Below are 17296 nucleotides of genomic sequence, written 5' to 3' on the forward strand. Positions count from 1 at the left end.
TTTACCTCGTTATTTCTGATTAAGGCTGCCGGAGAGAATGCAGAACACCCCCATCAGGTCAGCGTGACGGATAGTGACTTCCGTCTTTTCATTCACTTTTGGCTTGGCATGGTAGGCAATGCCCAGGCCGGCCGCTTTGATCATCGGCAGGTCGTTCGCGCCGTCCCCAATAGCGACGGTCTGGACAACCGGAATTTCATATTTTTCCGCGAGGCGCGTCAGCGTATTGGCTTTGTACTGGGCATCCACGATATCGCCGATCACCTGGCCGGTCAGCTTGCCGTCCATGATCTCCAGCTCGTTGGCCACCACGGTGGTCAGATGCAGTTTTTCCCGCAGGTAATCCGCGAAGAAGGTGAAGCCACCTGAGGCGATCGCCACCTTCCAGCCGAGGGACTGCAGCTTCAGCACCAGCTGCGTCAGCCCTGGCATCAGCGGCAGCACGTCGCGCACCTGGCGCAGAATGTTGGCATCGGCCCCTTTCAGGGTCGCCACGCGCTGTCGCAGGCTGGCGGTGAAATCCAGCTCGCCGCGCATCGCACGCTCGGTGACTTCCGCCACCAGCTCGCCGCTGCCCGCCAGCTTCGCAATTTCGTCGATACACTCGATCTGAATGGCGGTAGAGTCCATGTCCATGACCAGCAGGCCTGGCGTTTTCAGGTGCGGAATTTTACCCAGCGGCGCGACGTCCAGCCCGGCGTCATGCGCCAGACGCGTGGCGCGCTGCGTCAAAGAGCCTGCCAGGCGAATGACCTGATAGTCTTCCACACACCAGGCGGCGACGATGACCATCGCCGCACCCAGTTTGGTTTGATACTGGGTCAGGCGTTGCTTATCCAGACCGCGTCCGTAGAGGAGCCAGCCGCTACGACCGGCATGGTAATCCAGAGGCATCACCTCATCGCCACTTAAAGAGAGCGGCAATCCTGGCCATAAAGAGACATCCGTTGGCAGGTCACACCAGGTAATGTTCGGCATTAAAGCTCCTGTAATTTCGTTCGCGCCGGAAGGTTGCAGAGGGAAAATAACGCATGAGGCTACCCTGTAACCATCACTTCTGGCAACATTAAGCCGTAAATTTTCAGCAGGTGGAATATGGCTCGCGCAAAACTGAAATTCCGGCTTCATCGCGCCGTGATTGTCCTTTCCTGTCTCGCACTCTTAGTGGTGCTGATGCAGGGGGCATCGTGGTTTAGCCAGAATCATCAACGGCAACGCAACCCGCAGTTTGAGGAGTTGGCCCGCACGCTGGCGCGCCAGGTGACGCTCAACGTCGCACCGTCCATGCGTACCGAAACGCCGGACGATAAGCGGATAGGCCAGGTTTTACGCCTGCTCACGGAGAACAGCCGCATTCTTGATGCTGGCGTCTATGATGAGCAAGGCAACCTGATTGCCCGCGCGGGCGAGCACGTCGACGTGCGCGACAGGCTGGCGCTGGACGGGAAAAAAGCCGGGGGCTACTTTAACCAGCAGCTTGTTGAACCTATTCAGGGGAAGAATGGCCCGCTGGGCTATCTGCGCCTGACCCTCGATACCCACACCCTGCCTACTGAAGCCAAACAGGTCGATAATACCACCAATATTCTGCGCCTGATGCTGCTGCTTTCACTCGCCATCGGCGTTGTGCTGGCGCGCACCCTGCTTCGCGGCAAGCGCTCGCGATGGCAGCAATCACCGTTCCTGCTGACCGCCAGCAGATCCGTTCCCGAAGACGAAGAGAGCGAGAAGAAAGAATAGTGATAAAGTAGGCGAACGATTCGGAAAAGGAACTTTGCCATGACGACGTTACGCCTGCTTATCTCTGACTCTTACGATCCCTGGTTTAATCTCGCGGTAGAAGAGTGCATTTTCCGCCAGATGCCTGCTACCCAGCGCGTCCTGTTTCTCTGGCGTAACGCCGATACGGTGGTCATTGGCCGTGCGCAAAACCCGTGGAAAGAGTGCAATACGCGGCGTATGGAAGAGGATAACGTCCGCCTCGCGCGCCGGAGCAGCGGCGGTGGCGCGGTCTTTCACGATCTGGGCAATACCTGCTTTACCTTTATGGCGGGAAAACCGGAATACGACAAAACCATCTCGACGTCCATCGTCCTAAACGCCCTTAACGCGCTCGGCGTGACGGCTGAAGCCTCCGGACGTAACGATCTGGTGGTCAAAACGCCCGACGGGGATCGCAAGGTGTCCGGCTCCGCCTACCGCGAAACGATGGATCGCGGGTTCCACCACGGCACCCTGCTGCTGAATGCCGATCTCAGCCGTCTGGCGAACTACCTTAATCCTGATAAGAAAAAGTTACAGGCCAAGGGCATTACGTCCGTACGCGGGCGCGTGGCAAATCTGGTGGAGCTGCTGCCGGGGATTACGCACGAGCAGATTTGCGACGCGATCCGTGAAGCGTTCTTTGAACATTACGGCGAGCGCGTGGAAGCAGAAGTGATCTCCCCAGACAAAACCCCGGATCTGCCCAACTTCGCCGACACCTTCGCCCGCCAGAGCAGCTGGGAGTGGAACTTCGGTCAGGCTCCTGCGTTTTCCCATCTACTGGATGAGCGTTTTACCTGGGGCGGCGTGGAATTGCACTTTGACGTGGAGAAGGGCCACATTACCCGTACGCAGGTCTTTACGGATAGTCTCAATCCGGCACCGTTAGAGGCGCTGGCCGCTCGTCTGCAGGGCTGTTTGTATCGGGCGGATATGCTGCAGCAGGAGAGTGACGCGTTGATTGGGGATTTCCCTGAGCAGGAGAAAGAGTTAAGGGATTTGTCAGCATGGATTGCGCAGGCCGTGCGCTAGGTGCGGTCTGGTGCCCTCACCCCAGCCCTCTCCCACAGGGAGAGGGAGGGAAGAGACAGAATTACGCTTTATCGCCCAGCAGAACGGATTCCAGCGCGATTTTGATCATGTCGTTGAAGGTAGTCTGACGCTCGGCAGCGGTGGTCTGCTCGTGGGTACGGATGTGGTCAGACACGGTACAGATGGTCAGCGCTTTCGCACCAAACTCAGCCGCGACGCCGTAGATACCCGCCGCTTCCATTTCCACGCCCAGGATGCCGTATTTTTCCATCACGTCGAACATCTCGCCGCCGTCCGGGGCATAGAACAGGTCAGCAGAGAAGATGTTACCCACGCGCGCTTCAACGCCCAGCGCTTTTGCTGCGTCAACCGCGTCGCGCACCATGCCGAAGTCAGCAATCGCTGCGAAGTCATGGTCTTTGAAACGCATACGGTTAACTTTGGAATCGGTGCAGGCACCCATACCGATAACGATGTCGCGCAGCTTAACGTCCATGCGCACCGCGCCGCAGGAGCCAACGCGGATGATTTTCTTCACGCCGAAATCGGTGATCAGCTCTTTAGTGTAGATAGAGCAGGATGGGATACCCATACCGTGGCCCATAACGGAAATTTTGCGGCCTTTATAGGTACCGGTGAAGCCCAGCATGCCGCGAACGTTGTTCACTTCACGCACGTCTTCCAGGAAGGTTTCTGCAATGTGCTTCGCGCGCAGCGGGTCGCCCGGCATCAATACGACGTCAGCGAAATCACCCATTTCTGCGTTAATGTGAGGAGTTGCCATCTTCAGTTCCTTTAACATTGTTTATTCTTTTCACCCTCTCCCTGCGGGAGAGGGTCGGGGTGAGGGCATCAGACCTCACCCAACATGATTCAGAACATGGCCTTGCCATATTCCATGTCAGACGTACCAAAGTATTTGGCGATAGTCTGGCCGATGTCCGCGAAGGTTTCACGGTGCCCCAGCGAGCCCGGCTTCACTTTCGGGCCGTACACCAGCACCGGAATGTGCTCACGGGTGTGGTCGGTACCGGTCCAGGTTGGGTCACAGCCGTGGTCCGCGGTCAGGATCAGAATGTCATCTTCACCCACCAGTTCCATCAGCTCCGGCAGACGGCGGTCGAACAGTTCCAGACCGGCCGCATAGCCTGCGACGTCGCGACGGTGGCCCCAGGAGGAGTCGAAGTCCACGAAGTTGGTGAAGACAATGGTCTTGTCGCCCGCTTCTTTCATCTCTTTGATGGTGGCATCGAACAGCGCATCCAGACCGGTCGCTTTGACCTTTTTGGTGATGCCGCAGTTAGCGTAGATATCCGCGATTTTACCCACGGACACCACGTGACCGTCCTTCTCTTCAACCAGCTTCTGCAGCACGGTTGGCGCCGGCGGCTCAACGGCCAGATCGTGACGGTTACCGGTACGCTGGAAGTTACCCGCTTTGTCGCCGATAAACGGACGCGCGATCACGCGCCCAATGTTGTAGCCGCCTTCGGTCAGCTCTTCACGGGCGATTTCGCACAGCTCGTAGAGTTTATCCAGGCCATACGTTTCTTCATGGCACGCAATCTGGAACACGGAGTCAGCAGAAGTGTAGAAAATCGGCTTGCCGGTTTTCATGTGCTCTTCGCCGAGCTGATCCAGAATCACGGTACCGGAAGAGTGGCAGTTACCCAGGTAACCCGGCAGGTTGGCACGCTTCACCAGCTTATCGAGCAGCTCCTGCGGGAAGCTGTTCTCGTGATTGGAGAAATAGCCCCAGTCGAACAGCACCGGCACACCGGCGATTTCCCAGTGGCCAGACGGGGTGTCTTTACCGGAGGAGAGCTCGTGAGCCCAGGCGTAGGCGCCCACGACTTCCGCGTTGCCGTCCATACCGGCTGCGATTTTACCGGTAGAGCCTTCATGCGCTTTCACCAGCCCGAGGCGGGTCAGGTTAGGTAGAGTCAGAGGGCCTTTACGACCGTTGTCCGCTTCGCCTTTCGCACAGGCTTCCGCGATGTGACCCATGGTATCGGAACCCACGTCACCAAAACGTTCTGCATCTTCGGTTGCGCCGATGCCGAATGAGTCCAGCACCATAATAAATGCACGTTTCATAATTGTTCTCCGTACGTAGTGCTTCAAAAATTATCGATCAGATCAGTATACCGCTATTCGGTGATACGGCGATAGACAGTCGGTGTGGTTTCCGGTGCTTTATCGTCAAGCGTAATAGCCGCTTTCACCGCTTTAGCCGCTTCCTGCCAGCTGGCTTCATCTTTGGCGTGGATCACCGCCAGCGGACGTTGACCGTCAACGCTGTCGCCCAGACGGGCCATATCGGTAAAGCCGACGCTGTAATCAATGGTGTCCGATGCCTGACGGCGACCGCCGCCCATCGAGACCACCGCCATACCCAGCGCACGGGTGTCCATCGCAGAGACAAACCCTTCGCTATCGGCATACACCGCTTTGCTGAGCGTCGCGGTCGGCAGGTACTTCGCATAGTTTTCGACGAAATCGGTCGGGCCTTTCTGGGCTGCTACCATGCGGCCGAAAATGTCCGCCGCTTTGCCGTTATCCAGCACCGCCTGCAGTTTCGCGCGCGCTTCCGCATCGTCTTTGGCCAGCTTGCCGGAGATTAACATCTCAACGCACAGCGCCATGGTCACGTCAAACAGGCGCGGGTTACGGTATTCCCCGGTGAGGAACTGGACGGCTTCACGCACTTCGACGGCGTTACCGGCGCTGGAGGCCAGCACCTGGTTCATGTCGGTGAGCAGTGCGGTGGTGCGCACGCCCGCGCCGTTGGAGACGCCAACGATCGCTTCGGCAAGCTGCGCAGAGAGTTCATAGGTTGGCATAAAGGCGCCGCTGCCCACCTTCACGTCCATCACCAGCGCATCCAGCCCTTCCGCCAGCTTCTTCGCCAGGATAGAGGCGGTGATCAGCGGGATGGAGTCAACGGTCGCGGTGATGTCGCGGGTCGCGTAGAAACGCTTGTCTGCCGGAGCAAGAGAGCTGGTCTGGCCGATAATCGCCACACCAACGTCTTTAATTATGTCGCGGAAGCGGTTGTCATCCGGGAAGATATCGAAGCCCGGAATGGCTTCCAGTTTGTCGAGCGTACCGCCGGTGTGGCCCAGGCCGCGTCCGGAGATCATCGGGATGTAACCACCACAGGCTGCCACCATTGGGCCAAGCATCAGGGAGGTCACGTCGCCCACGCCGCCGGTGGAGTGTTTATCCACAATCGGGCCGTTAAGATTGAGGCTTTTCCAGTCCAGAACGGTTCCTGAATCTCGCATCGCCATGGTCAGCGACACGCGCTCAGGCATCGACATATCGTGGAAGAAAATGGTCATCGCCAGAGCAGCAATCTGCCCTTCTGAGACGGTGTTATCACGAATGCCGTTGATGAAGAAGCGGATCTCTTCGTCGCTTAATGCATGACCATCACGTTTTTTACGAATAATTTCTTGTGCGAGAAACACGGTAACCTCCATGCGGAATCGGGGGAGTTGTGGCGGGTGGCGTTACGCTTACCCGCCCTACGATCCTGTAGGTCGGATAAGCGAAGCGTCATCCGGCGTTGTATGGCAATCAGTAGCTGCTTGCGCTCTTACCGTCGCCGTGACCCAGCGCTTTCAGCAGGCTGGCCAGCAGGCTGGAGGCGCCGAAGCGGTAGTGACGGGAATCGGCCCAGTCGGCGCCAAACAGCTCGTCGGCAATCGCCAGGAACTGCTGCGCGTCTTCGGCGGTACGCACGCCGCCCGCAGGTTTGAAACCAACGGTTTTGGACACGCCCATGTCGCGGATCACTTCCATCATGATGCGCGCGCTTTCCGGGGTCGCATTCACCGGCACTTTACCGGTAGAGGTTTTAATGAAATCCGCACCGGCTTTGATGGAGATTTCAGACGCCTTACGAATCAGCGCCTCTTCTTTAAGCTCGCCGGTTTCGATGATCACTTTCAGCAGCACGTTTGCCGCCGCACACGCGTCTTTACAGGCTTTCACCAGATCAAAACCGACCTGCTCGTTGCCAGCGATCAGCGCGCGGTACGGGAACACCACGTCAACTTCGTCTGCGCCGTAGGCAATCGCCGCGCGGGTTTCTGCCAGCGCAATGTCGATATCGTCGTTGCCGTGCGGGAAGTTAGTCACGGTTGCAATGCGCACGTCCGGGGTGCCCTGCTCTTTCAGCGTCTTCCGGGCAATCGGGATAAAGCGCGGGTAGATACAAACGGCTGCGGTATTACCCACCGGCGTTTTCGCCTGATGGCACAGGGCGATGACTTTCTCATTGGTGTCGTCATCGTTCAGGGTGGTCAGGTCCATCAGTTTCAACGCGCGCAGGCTGCTTGCAGTTAAATCGGTCATAACAATCTCCAACGGCAGTGCCGTATAAATTTTACCTTGCGGGTCTGTGAGTATTCTAACATTCACCCGCATCCACACTTCGACATTCATCACAGTTAATGAAAACTTCGTACAAATTTGCATTGCTGTAATGAGATCTTCTTCAAACTTTAGTGCGCAAATTGCCGACTAAAGCAGCAATACCCCCTGTGGGATCAAAAGCGCCAACAGGCAGGCTTTCTACAATCCGTTCATCATCCGCAGAACATTCAAGGAAGCGAATATGCCCCACTCCAGCCCCGACGCCCTGCAGCAACGTTGCCAGCAGATTGTGACAAGCCCGGTGTTAACCCCGGAACAAAAACGTCATTTTCTGGCGCTGGAAGCGGAAAACAACCTGGCGTATCCGGCACTTCCTGAAGCTGCGCGCGCCGCGCTGGACGAGGGGTTTATCTGCGACATGTTCGAAGGCCATGCGCCTTACAAACCCCGTTACGTTCTGCCGGATTACGCAAAATTTCTGGCTAATGGTTCAGAATGGCTGGAGCTGGAAGGGGCAAAAGATCTCGACGATGCCCTCTCGCTGTTAACCATCCTCTACCATCATGTTCCGTCCGTCACATCGATGCCGGTCTATCTCGGTCAGCTTGATGCGTTGCTGCAACCTTATGTTAGAATTCTAACACAAGAAGAGATCGATAGCCGAATAAAACGTTTCTGGCGCTATCTCGACCGTACGCTGCCGGATGCGTTTATGCACGCAAACATCGGGCCTGCTGACGGCCCCATCACCCGTGCCATTTTGCGGGCCGATGCAGAGCTGAAGCAGGTCGCGCCAAACCTGACCTTTATCTACGATCCCGATATCACCGCGGACGACTTGCTGCTTGAGGTAGCAAAAAACATATGTGAATGCAGCAAACCGCATATTTCTTATGGCCCGGTGAATGATAAAATTTTCACAAAAGGCCGTTACGGCGTGGTGAGCTGTTACAACTCCCTGCCGCTTGCAGGCGGTGGCAGCACCCTGGTGCGCCTTAACCTCAAAGCCATTGCTGAACGCAGCACATCCATTGAAGACTTCTTCACCCGCACGCTCCCGCACTACTGCCAGCAGCAAATGGCCATCATCGATGCACGCTGCGGTTTCCTGTACGAGCAATCTGGCTTCTTTGAGAATAGCTTCCTGGTGAAAGAGGGGCTGATTGATGCCGATCGGTTTGTGCCGATGTTTGGCATGTACGGCCTGGCGGAAGCGGTAAACTCGCTTTGTGAGAAAGCAGGAATAGCGGGACGCTACGGAAAAGATGAGCAGGCCAACGCGCTGGGCTATCGCATCAGCGAACAGCTTGCGGCGTTTGTCGAAAACACGCCGGTGAAGCACGCCTGGAAGCAGCGCGCGATGCTTCATGCCCAGTCGGGGATCAGCTCCGATTCGGGTACCACGCCAGGCGCGCGCCTGCCCTACGGCGACGAGCCGGATCCCATCAGCCACCTGCTGGCGGTGGCTCCCCATCACAAGCACTACTCTTCCGGGATAAGCGATATTCTGACGCTGGATGAAACGGTAAAACGCAACCCGCAGGCGGTGGTTCAGCTGTGCCTGGGCGCGTTCAGGGCGGGTATGCGTGAATTTACCGCCAACGTAGCGGGTAACGATCTGGTGCGCGTAACCGGGTATATGGTGCGGCTATCGGATCTGGATAAATACCGCGAAGCAGGGTCGAGAACGAACACCACGTGGCTGGGTGAAGAAGCCGCACGCAATACCCGCATTCTGGAACGTCAGCCGCGCGTGATAAGCCATGAACAGCAGATGCGCTTTAGTTAGTCAGGTCATCCCTTTTTCCTGCGTGGACGGGCCGGGCAGCCGCCTGGCCCTGTTCCTGCAGGGCTGCAACCTGCGCTGTAAAACCTGCCACAACCCGTGGACGATCGGCCGCTGCAATGACTGCGGGGACTGCGTGCCCCACTGCCCGCACGACGCGCTAATTATGCAGGCGGGACGCGTCTGGTGGCAGGAGAGCGACTGCCAGCAGTGCGACACCTGCCTGCACCTGTGCCAGCAGCAGGCCACGCCCATGGCGCACCGCCTGAGCGTGGAGGAGATCCTCGCGCAGATCCGCAAATCCGCACCGTTTATCGAAGGGATCACCGTAAGCGGCGGGGAAGCCACAACGCAATTGCCATTTTTAGTGACGCTATTCTCTGCGATCAAAGCCGATCCCGCCCTGCATCATCTGACCTGCCTGGTCGACAGCAACGGCTTGTTAAGCGAAACAGGCTGGCAAAAGCTGCTGCCGGTACTGGATGGCGCGATGCTGGACCTGAAAGCATGGGGGAACGAACACCACCGCTTCCTGACCGGGCGCGAAAACCCGCAGATCAAGCAGAGCATCCGCTGGCTGGCAGATCGTCACCGTTTGACGGAGCTCCGCCTGCTGGTCATTCCGGGGCAGTGTGATTACCTGGAACATCTGAAGCCGCTGACGGCGTTTATCCACGGGCTGGGAAACGTGGCGGTACGCCTTAACGCGTTTCATGCGCACGGCGTATACGGTGAGGCAGCGTTATGGCGCAGCGCCACGCCGGAAGACGTTGAACCGCTGGCGCGGGCGCTGGAAAAACAGAAAATAACGGTGATCCGCCCGGCGCTTTATCTATAGCGTGATGCCAAATACCGAACGCGTATTTTCCAGCAGCGCATCGGCAATCACCTCTTCCGGCTCCTGTCGCAGTTCACACAGGGTGGTGAACACACGCGCCGCCTGTTCCGGGCGATTCGGCTGTCCCTGAAAACCGTTCAGCGGCATATCCGGCGCGTCAGTTTCCAGCAGAAGCGCCGACAGCGGCAGCTGTGCCATCACGTCACGGGTTTTACTGGCGCGCGGATAGGTGATGGTGCCACCCACACCAATTTTATAGCCCAGTTCAATGAAACGCTGCGCCTGCTGCAGGCTGCCGGAGAAACCGTGCACGACGCCCCTGCGCGGCAGATCGATGCGTTTCAGGTGCATCGCCAGCTTATCGTGCGTGCGTCTTGAGTGGAGGATCACCGGCAGATCGTGGCGCTTCGCCAGCCTGAGCTGCGCGTCGAGGATCGTCTGCTGGCGCTCAAACTGCGGATCCTCGCGATAAAGATCGAGGCCGATCTCACCGATGGCGACAAGCTTGTCGACTGCGGTCTGCACGATCTCATCAAGCCTCTCAATGTGCTCATCCCGATGCCGCTCAATCACAATCGGATGCAGGCCGAGCGCGGCATAGAGCGCGGAGTGCCGCATGGAAAGATCCAGCACGCGGGAAAAATAGGCCGCTTCCACTGAAGGAACAATGATGGCCTGAACGCCTGCCTCGGCCGCTTTCGCAATACTGTGTTCTTCATCTCCCGTAAACGGCGGGAAATCGAAGTGGCAGTGGGTATCAATAAAGCGGTGCGTCACGCCAGATCCTCGTTATCCAGTAAAGCGTCATTCGCCTGCGGAATATCCACAAGCGGCATCGTCAGGGCATCGTTAGCGACAATCGCAGGCGGCGTAATAATGCGTTTATGGCGATGAAGAGGTGGTTGCTCTGCCAGCATTTTACCCACCGTCGCCAGGAAGTAGCGTCCGCACAGCCGCCCCGTTTTGTAATCCATGCGCAGCGCAGGGACGCGGCTGCCCAGCGCCATGCTCAGCAGCGGCTTAGGCGGATAAATTTCAAAAATACGCAGCTTACCCGGTGGCTTTTCAATGAATCGCTGCATCGCGCCGTAGGTTGTTTCATGCTGCTTCGCGATGTTCACCAGCGGCTGAAGGCTGCTGTCGCCCAGCCAGCGCTCCATCCGCTTAAACCACTGCGGGGTGTAATACATTTGCGACGGCACGGTGCGGATCACCACGATGGTTTTCGCCCCGCGCCGTGCGGCTTCCTGCACCGGCACCGCATCACTGATCCCGCCGTCAAGATAGCTAATACCGTCCAGCAGGGCGCCGGTACGATAAAAGCCGGGGATCGCGCTGGAGGCGCGGATGATGTCCAGCCAGTTCTCTTTCTGAGGCGAAAAATAGCCCGGCGAATAGTCATCGCCCCGGCTGGCGCACATCCAGAACTCTTTGCCGCTATCAAACAGACGCGCGGCGGTGTCCATGGCCAGCGGCATCTGGCTGGAGGTCGACTCCAGCAGCCAGTCGAGATCGATCAGGTTGCCGCCGCGCACAAAGCGCACCGGATTAAAAAATTCTTTCGCCGTGGTATAGCGCATGATGACCTTTCGCGCGTAGCCGGGCTGGTTGCAGACATAGGCAGAGAGGTTCTGCGCCCCGGCAGACGTGCCGAAATAGAGGTCAAACGGGTTGAACTGCGCGCGCATAAATTCGTCGAGCACGCCAGCGGTGAAAATGCCGCGCTGTCCGCCACCCTCGCAGACCAGCGCGAGTTGACCTGCGCGGAACGGTTTTAACGTCAGCGGCGCAATATTGCCGAGCGTAACGGGAATTCGTTGCCCCACCTCTGCTTTCCTGTTTTGATTATTTTATAACACCACAGTAACGCACCCGACCTGTTCCGCAAATAAGAAAAAGCCAGTCACAGTGACTGGCTTTATTTTGTTGAAGGAATATTGCGTTTGCTACGGACGTCGACGTCCCGTAAACAGGCTGACCAGGAACAGAATAATACCCACAACGAAGACAATTTTAGCTGCCCATGCCGCTGTACCTGCCAGTCCACCAAAGCCCAATGCGGCGGCAATTAACGCGATAACCAGAAATATAATGCCCCAACGAAACATAAGCTTCTCCTTTACCATAGTTAATGTCGGCCGCTAAACGTGAGCGCTCAGGTCACTCACCGGCGTTTTTCCAGAGTCGTTCTTATTTCGCCCGCTGGTGTTAGCCAGACGGGCGAATGGTCAAGATTTACTTCGTTTTCAGATCGTTTTTAACGCTTTTCACACCGTCAATCGCTTTCGCGATGGACTCGGCACGTTCACTTTGCGCCTGCGAATCTACCGTACCGGAAAGCTGAACCACGCCATCGGTGGTTTCTACTTTCACCTTACGGGACGGCACGATGTCATCCGCTAAAAGTTTAGCTTTGATTTCGCTGGTGGTGGCTGCATCACCGGCATAACCTTTCACCGACGCGTTTTTGCCGTCACGTACGTGCAGCTTATCGCTGACGGATGCGACACCTTCGACGCCTTTCGCCACTTTCACCGCCTGTTCAGCCTGAGCCTGGCTTTCGACAAAGCCGCTCAGCGTGACCACTTTCTTGTCGGTCTTAACGGAAATGTCGGTGCTCTTAATGGCTTCATCATCCACCAGTGCGGCTTTCACTTTTGCTGTGATTGAGCTGTCATCCATGAAGTTGCCGACTTTATTCATAGAGCTATCGATTTTTTGCCCTGCGTTATCGGCCGTGGATTGTGCTTTATCCATGGTGCTGCTTTCCGCCAGGGCGGAGCCGCTCACCAGAACGCTACCCAGAGTTACAGCCAGCAGAGTTTTAGAAATCTTCAGTCTTGTCATATTCATCGATCTATTCCTGTGTTGACCCGTTATTCGGGCTGCATACTTCCTTAGTAGTTTTATATATTGCGAATAAACACGCGGGCAAAATGGATAACCTAAAGTCATGCATTGAACAGTTAATTTATCCACGCCCGGTGTTAAACACTGAGTTAAATATAGATCACTCTCACAGAGCCGCTTTCAGAATTGGGCAAAAAACGCGCGAATAGCGTGAAATTGCGTTGAATTAAGAACATTCCGCAAGGGATTAATAAGACAGGAATTAAAGAAGAGCACGGCGGGAGCCGTGCTCAGAGAGGGGATTAGTGCTCGCGGGTTTTACGGAACTGAACGTCAGGGTAACGTTCCTGCGTCAGGTTCAGGTTCACCATCGTTGGCGCGATATAGGTCAGGTTATCGCCACCATCCAGCGCCAGCTGAACTTCATTCTTACGCTTAAATTCTTCGAATTTCTTCACGTCAGAACACTCAACCCAGCGCGCAGTCGCGACGTTCACCGATTCGTAAATCGCCTCCACGTTGTACTCGCTCTTCAGACGCGCAACGACCACGTCAAACTGCAGCACGCCGACCGCGCCAACGATCAGATCGTTGTTCGCGATTGGGCGGAAGACCTGCACGGCGCCCTCTTCGGAAAGCTGGACCAGGCCTTTCAACAGCTGTTTCTGCTTCAGCGGATCGCGCAGACGAATGCGACGGAACAGCTCCGGCGCGAAGTTCGGAATACCGGTGAACTTCATCATTTCGCCCTGGGTGAAGGTATCACCGATCTGGATGGTGCCGTGGTTGTGCAGCCCGATGATGTCGCCCGGATAGGCCTCTTCAACGTGCGAACGGTCACCCGCCATAAAGGTCAGCGCGTCGGAGATGACAACGTCTTTCCCGATACGCACCTGGCGCAGCTTCATGCCCTTTTCATACTTACCGGACACCACGCGCATAAAGGCCACGCGGTCACGGTGTTTCGGGTCCATGTTGGCCTGAATCTTAAATACGAAGCCGGTGAATTTCTCTTCTTTTGCTTCCACTTCACGGGTGTCGGTTTTGCGCGGCATCGGCTGCGGCGCCCACTCCACCAGGCCGTCGAGCATGTGGTCAACGCCGAAGTTACCCAGTGCGGTACCGAAGAAGACCGGGGTAATTTCGCCGCTCAGGAACAGCTCTTTGTCGAATTCGTGAGACGCGCCCTTGACCAGCTCCAGCTCCTCGCGCAGCTGCGCGGCCAGCTCTTCGCCAACCGCCGCGTCCAGATCCGGGTTGTCCAGACCTTTAACAATGCGCACTTCCTGAATGGTGTGGCCTTTACCGGTCTGATACAGGTAAGTTTCGTCTTTATAGAGGTGATACACCCCTTTGAACAGCTTACCGCAGCCAATTGGCCAGGTGATTGGCGCACAGGCGATCTTCAGCTCGTTTTCTACTTCATCCATCAGCTCCATCGGATCGCGGATGTCACGGTCGAGCTTGTTCATAAAGGTGAGGATCGGCGTATCGCGCAGACGGGTGACTTCCATCAGCTTACGGGTCCTGTCTTCTACACCTTTCGCGGCGTCGATCACCATCAGACAGCAGTCCACTGCCGTCAGGGTACGGTAGGTATCTTCGGAGAAGTCTTCGTGGCCCGGGGTGTCCAGCAGGTTCACCAGGCAGTCGTGATACGGGAACTGCATCACGGAGGTGGTAATCGAAATACCACGCTGCTTTTCCATCTCCATCCAGTCGGATTTTGCATGCTGGCTGGAGCCACGGCCTTTCACGGTACCCGCAGTCTGGATCGCCTGTCCGAACAGCAACACCTTCTCGGTGATGGTCGTTTTACCGGCATCCGGGTGAGAGATAATGGCAAAAGTGCGGCGCTTGGCCACCTCTTGCAGATAAGGAGACAACGTCATAATTAAATCTTCTTTTATAAGCGCGGCAGCACGCCACGCATCATGGAATACAAAATTGCGGCTATTTTACCCATCAACGGGGGGCAGGCAATCATTGTTTACACAGGAGTTGCTCCAGTTCGTTCAACGACGTCACGGTCCAGGTCGGCTCGATGCCTTCAGGCTTCACGCGGCCATGCGCGTTGAGCCACACGGTCGACAGACCTGACTTGATGCCGCCCAGGATATCTGACTCTGCCGTATCACCCACCATAAGGACGCGATCGCGGTCGGGATTTCCGGCCTGCGCCAGCGCATAATCGAAAATACGCGGATCCGGCTTCGGCACGCCAACCTCTTCCGAGATCACCAGCGCGTCGAAATGATCGCGCAGGCCGGTGCGCTCAAGGCGGATCTGCTGCAGGGCGGTAAAACCGTTGGTGATGATCCCCAGTTTCACCTTGCCTTTCAACGCATTCAGCAGGGAAACCGCGCCCGGCAGCGGCGCACAGATATCGGCCATCGCGTTCAGGAACGCATCGTTCAGCGTCCCCGGACTGACCTTTAAGCGTTCCGCCCAGACGTCAAAGCGCTGGTGCTGAAGCTGTAACGCGGTGATGGCACCGTTCTGGTAATCCACCCACAGCGGCTTATTTACCGCCTGATAGTCCTGAAAATCTTCAGCGGTGAAGGTCACGCTATAGTCGAGAAACATCCGCTGCAGGCCGCCGAACGAATCAAACGTAAACAGCGTTTCGTCGGCATCAAAGAAAATCCAGTCCCATTTCATCGTTACAACCTTATATTCGTTATCCAATCGGCAGAGCCATGATAATGGCGTCTTCACGTCCCTCTGCGGTGGGGTAGTAGTTACGGCGGATTGTCGCCTCGTTAAAGCCTAAGCTTTGATAGAGCGCGATGGCGGCGACATTCGACGCGCGCACCTCCAGCCACAGGGTGAAAACGTCACGGGTTTCGAGCTCACGGATGAGGTGCTCAAGCAGTTCTCTTCCCAGCCCACGGCGCTGAAACGCGGGATCAACCGCGATATTAAACAGCGTCGCTTCATCAAGAACAACCTGCGTGATCGCGAAAGCGGCCATGGTGCCGTCAACGTCCAGGCGGTAGTTCAGATACCGTTCGCCCTGATTGCTGGCGAAAGTTTTTTCGCTCCACGGAAACGCGTGGGCGCGTGTTTCAATCGCGAACGCGGTGGACAGGTCAGGCGTCGTGAGGGAAGAAATCGTGTTCATATTCGCAGATTTGTTGCCATAGCGCGCTGCGCGCTTTTGGGTTGGCTTTCAGTTCGTCCAGCGCTGGCGAGCAGATCTGGCTCCCCTGAAGAGAGATCTCATTTGCCTCTCCGATACGCCAGCTGTTACAGCGGCTATCAGGAGGCAGCATCGCGACACGCTCTGGCGTCAGCGGTAAAACCTGGTCGGCCGTCAGCTTCAGGCTGCGAAGGACATCACCGATCAGGGGGTCATTCAGGGCAGGCAGTTCTTCTGCCACCATCACCAGACGAACGTGCGCCGGGATGGAGATGGCGATTTCGCCCTGCAACGCCGTCGGGCGACGCAAAGCCCACTGGGTAATGCCCAGCTGCTGCAACTGCCAGTCTCGTCGGGATGTCATAGGGAAAACTCCTGTCTCTCAGGCGCGCAAATATAGCAAATGTGTCGAAAGTGCGCCATCTACCTACTATAATCCCCGCCTGAGTTTATTGAGGAACAATTCATGTCTGCATTTACCCCGGCAAGTGAAGTCTTGCTGCGTCACAGTGATGATTTCGAAGAAAGCCGTATTCTGTTTGCCGGAGATATGCAGGATGACCTGCCTGCGCGTTTCGACTGTGCTGAAAGCCGTGCCCATACCCAATACTACCACCACTGGCAGGTGCTGAGCCGCCAGATGGGCGAGCGCGCGCGCTTTAGCCTGGTGGCAGAGCAGAGCGATATTGCCGAATGCGATACGCTGATCTACTACTGGCCGAAGAATAAACCTGAGGCCCAGTTCCAGCTGATGAACCTGCTCTCCCTGCTGCCGGTCGGCTGCGATATTTTCGTGGTCGGTGAAAACCGCAGCGGCGTGCGTAGCGCTGAACAGATGCTGGAAGGCTACGCGCCGTTGAATAAAGTCGACAGCGCTCGCCGCTGTGGTCTCTACCATGGCCGTCTGGAAAAACAGACAACGTTTGATGCGCAGGCTTACTGGGACGAGTACCAGCTTGACGGCCTGACCATCAAAACCCTGCCGGGCGTGTTCAGCCGCGACGCGCTGGATACGGGTAGCAAGCTGTTGCTCTCCACCCTGACGCCGCACACCAAAGGCAAAGTGCTGGACGTAGGATGCGGTGCGGGCGTGCTCTCTACCGTGCTCGCCAGCCATTCACCAAAAGTGCGCTTAACCCTGTGTGACGTGAGCGCTCCGGCGGTAGAAGCCAGCCGCGCAACGCTTGCCGCAAACGGTATTGAAGGCGAGGTGATTGCCAGCAACGTCTTCTCCGACGTCACCGGTCGCTTCGACATGATCATCTCTAACCCGCCGTTCCACGACGGTATGGAGACCAGCCTGGAAGCCGCGCAAACGCTGATCCGTGGCGCGGTCCGTCACCTCAACAGCGGCGGTGAGCTGCGTATTGTCGCGAACGCCTTCCTGGCGTACCCGAAAGTGCTTGACGAAACCTTCGGTTTCCACGAAGTGATCGCCCAGACCGGCCGCTTTAAGGTCTACCGTACCGTGATGACGCGTCAGGCCAAAAAGTAATCTCCA

The 17296-nt window shown here is 56.8% G+C and carries 18 protein-coding genes; 5 read left to right on the top strand and 13 right to left on the bottom strand.

The window, feature by feature from the left end:
- Window positions 1-9 precede the first annotated feature (9 nt).
- On the bottom strand, window positions 10-978 hold the full coding sequence (gene serB / locus LRM19_RS11505; RefSeq protein ID WP_008502066.1) for a phosphoserine phosphatase: 969 nt from the start codon (window positions 976-978) through the stop codon (window positions 10-12).
- A gap of 117 nt (window positions 979-1095) precedes the next feature.
- On the opposite strand from serB, the gene LRM19_RS11510 reads away from it, so the two are divergent.
- Together LRM19_RS11510 and lplA are read left to right on the top strand one after the other, a co-directional pair.
- On the top strand, window positions 1096-1740 hold the full coding sequence (locus LRM19_RS11510) for a YtjB family periplasmic protein (RefSeq protein WP_115876488.1): 645 nt from the start codon (window positions 1096-1098) through the stop codon (window positions 1738-1740).
- A 39-nt stretch (window positions 1741-1779) separates the two neighbouring features.
- Window positions 1780-2796 (top strand): lipoate--protein ligase LplA, encoded by a 1017-nt coding sequence (gene lplA, locus LRM19_RS11515; protein WP_127729562.1) that lies wholly within the window; start codon window positions 1780-1782, stop codon window positions 2794-2796.
- A gap of 61 nt (window positions 2797-2857) precedes the next feature.
- On the opposite strand, the gene deoD is transcribed toward lplA, so the two are convergent.
- The 4 genes from deoD to deoC form a co-directional block, all read right to left on the bottom strand.
- Window positions 2858-3580: a purine-nucleoside phosphorylase gene (gene deoD / locus LRM19_RS11520; protein WP_032643987.1), complete on the bottom strand. Its 723-nt coding sequence runs from the start codon at window positions 3578-3580 to the stop codon at window positions 2858-2860.
- Window positions 3581-3669: 89 nt separating this feature from the next.
- Window positions 3670-4893 carry a phosphopentomutase gene (gene deoB, locus LRM19_RS11525; protein ID WP_271368895.1) on the bottom strand — a complete coding sequence of 408 codons (1224 nt, stop codon included), beginning with the start codon at window positions 4891-4893 and terminating at the stop codon, window positions 3670-3672.
- Between the two features lie 53 nt (window positions 4894-4946).
- Entirely contained in the window at window positions 4947-6269 is a 1323-nt protein-coding gene (gene deoA, locus LRM19_RS11530; RefSeq protein ID WP_127729558.1) for a thymidine phosphorylase, read from the bottom strand.
- Between the two features lie 109 nt (window positions 6270-6378).
- Window positions 6379-7158, bottom strand: a complete 780-nt coding sequence (gene deoC, locus LRM19_RS11535) for a deoxyribose-phosphate aldolase (RefSeq protein ID WP_023303054.1) — start codon at window positions 7156-7158, stop codon at window positions 6379-6381.
- A 262-nt stretch (window positions 7159-7420) separates the two neighbouring features.
- On the opposite strand from deoC, the gene LRM19_RS11540 reads away from it, so the two are divergent.
- Both LRM19_RS11540 and LRM19_RS11545 read left to right on the top strand, forming a co-directional pair.
- On the top strand, window positions 7421-8968 hold the full coding sequence (locus LRM19_RS11540) for a YjjI family glycine radical enzyme (protein WP_271368897.1): 1548 nt from the start codon (window positions 7421-7423) through the stop codon (window positions 8966-8968).
- Complete coding sequence (locus LRM19_RS11545; protein ID WP_271368898.1) at window positions 8943-9803, top strand: YjjW family glycine radical enzyme activase; 861 nt, start codon at window positions 8943-8945, stop codon at window positions 9801-9803. The genes LRM19_RS11540 and LRM19_RS11545 overlap by 26 nt, the downstream gene beginning before the upstream one ends.
- On the opposite strand, the gene LRM19_RS11550 is transcribed toward LRM19_RS11545, so the two are convergent.
- From LRM19_RS11550 to LRM19_RS11585, 8 genes are all read right to left on the bottom strand, one after another.
- Window positions 9798-10580 carry a TatD family hydrolase gene (locus LRM19_RS11550; RefSeq protein WP_115876499.1) on the bottom strand — a complete coding sequence of 261 codons (783 nt, stop codon included), beginning with the start codon at window positions 10578-10580 and terminating at the stop codon, window positions 9798-9800. The genes LRM19_RS11545 and LRM19_RS11550 overlap by 6 nt on opposite strands.
- Window positions 10577-11629 carry a patatin-like phospholipase family protein gene (locus LRM19_RS11555; protein WP_024908268.1) on the bottom strand — a complete coding sequence of 351 codons (1053 nt, stop codon included), beginning with the start codon at window positions 11627-11629 and terminating at the stop codon, window positions 10577-10579. The genes LRM19_RS11550 and LRM19_RS11555 overlap by 4 nt, the downstream gene beginning before the upstream one ends.
- A gap of 120 nt (window positions 11630-11749) precedes the next feature.
- A complete protein-coding gene (locus tag LRM19_RS11560; RefSeq protein ID WP_003856556.1) occupies window positions 11750-11911 on the bottom strand; it encodes a DUF1328 domain-containing protein in 162 nt (53 codons plus the stop codon).
- Window positions 11912-12038: 127 nt separating this feature from the next.
- Window positions 12039-12656 (bottom strand): molecular chaperone OsmY, encoded by a 618-nt coding sequence (gene osmY, locus LRM19_RS11565; RefSeq protein ID WP_039260909.1) that lies wholly within the window; start codon window positions 12654-12656, stop codon window positions 12039-12041.
- A gap of 299 nt (window positions 12657-12955) precedes the next feature.
- Window positions 12956-14545, bottom strand: coding sequence for a peptide chain release factor 3 (prfC, locus tag LRM19_RS11570; RefSeq protein ID WP_127729550.1), 1590 nt, complete (start codon window positions 14543-14545; stop codon window positions 12956-12958).
- A 91-nt stretch (window positions 14546-14636) separates the two neighbouring features.
- The gene (gene yjjG / locus LRM19_RS11575) at window positions 14637-15314 is read right to left on the bottom strand and encodes a pyrimidine 5'-nucleotidase (RefSeq protein WP_271368903.1); all 678 of its coding nucleotides are present in this window, start codon (window positions 15312-15314) and stop codon (window positions 14637-14639) included.
- A 19-nt stretch (window positions 15315-15333) separates the two neighbouring features.
- Window positions 15334-15777 carry a ribosomal protein S18-alanine N-acetyltransferase gene (rimI, locus tag LRM19_RS11580; protein ID WP_111964094.1) on the bottom strand — a complete coding sequence of 148 codons (444 nt, stop codon included), beginning with the start codon at window positions 15775-15777 and terminating at the stop codon, window positions 15334-15336.
- Window positions 15746-16159 carry a DNA polymerase III subunit psi gene (locus LRM19_RS11585; protein WP_008502079.1) on the bottom strand — a complete coding sequence of 138 codons (414 nt, stop codon included), beginning with the start codon at window positions 16157-16159 and terminating at the stop codon, window positions 15746-15748. Before LRM19_RS11585 ends, rimI begins: the two co-directional genes overlap by 32 nt.
- Before the next feature lie 102 nt (window positions 16160-16261).
- Here LRM19_RS11585 and rsmC point away from each other — a divergent pair, with 102 nt between their 5' ends.
- Window positions 16262-17290, top strand: coding sequence for a 16S rRNA (guanine(1207)-N(2))-methyltransferase RsmC (gene rsmC / locus LRM19_RS11590; RefSeq protein WP_271368906.1), 1029 nt, complete (start codon window positions 16262-16264; stop codon window positions 17288-17290).
- The last annotated feature ends 6 nt before the right edge of the window (window positions 17291-17296 follow it).

It is taken from the genome of Enterobacter sp. PI-10 (assembly GCF_027947695.1).
GTDB lineage: Bacteria > Pseudomonadota > Gammaproteobacteria > Enterobacterales > Enterobacteriaceae > Enterobacter > Enterobacter vonholyi.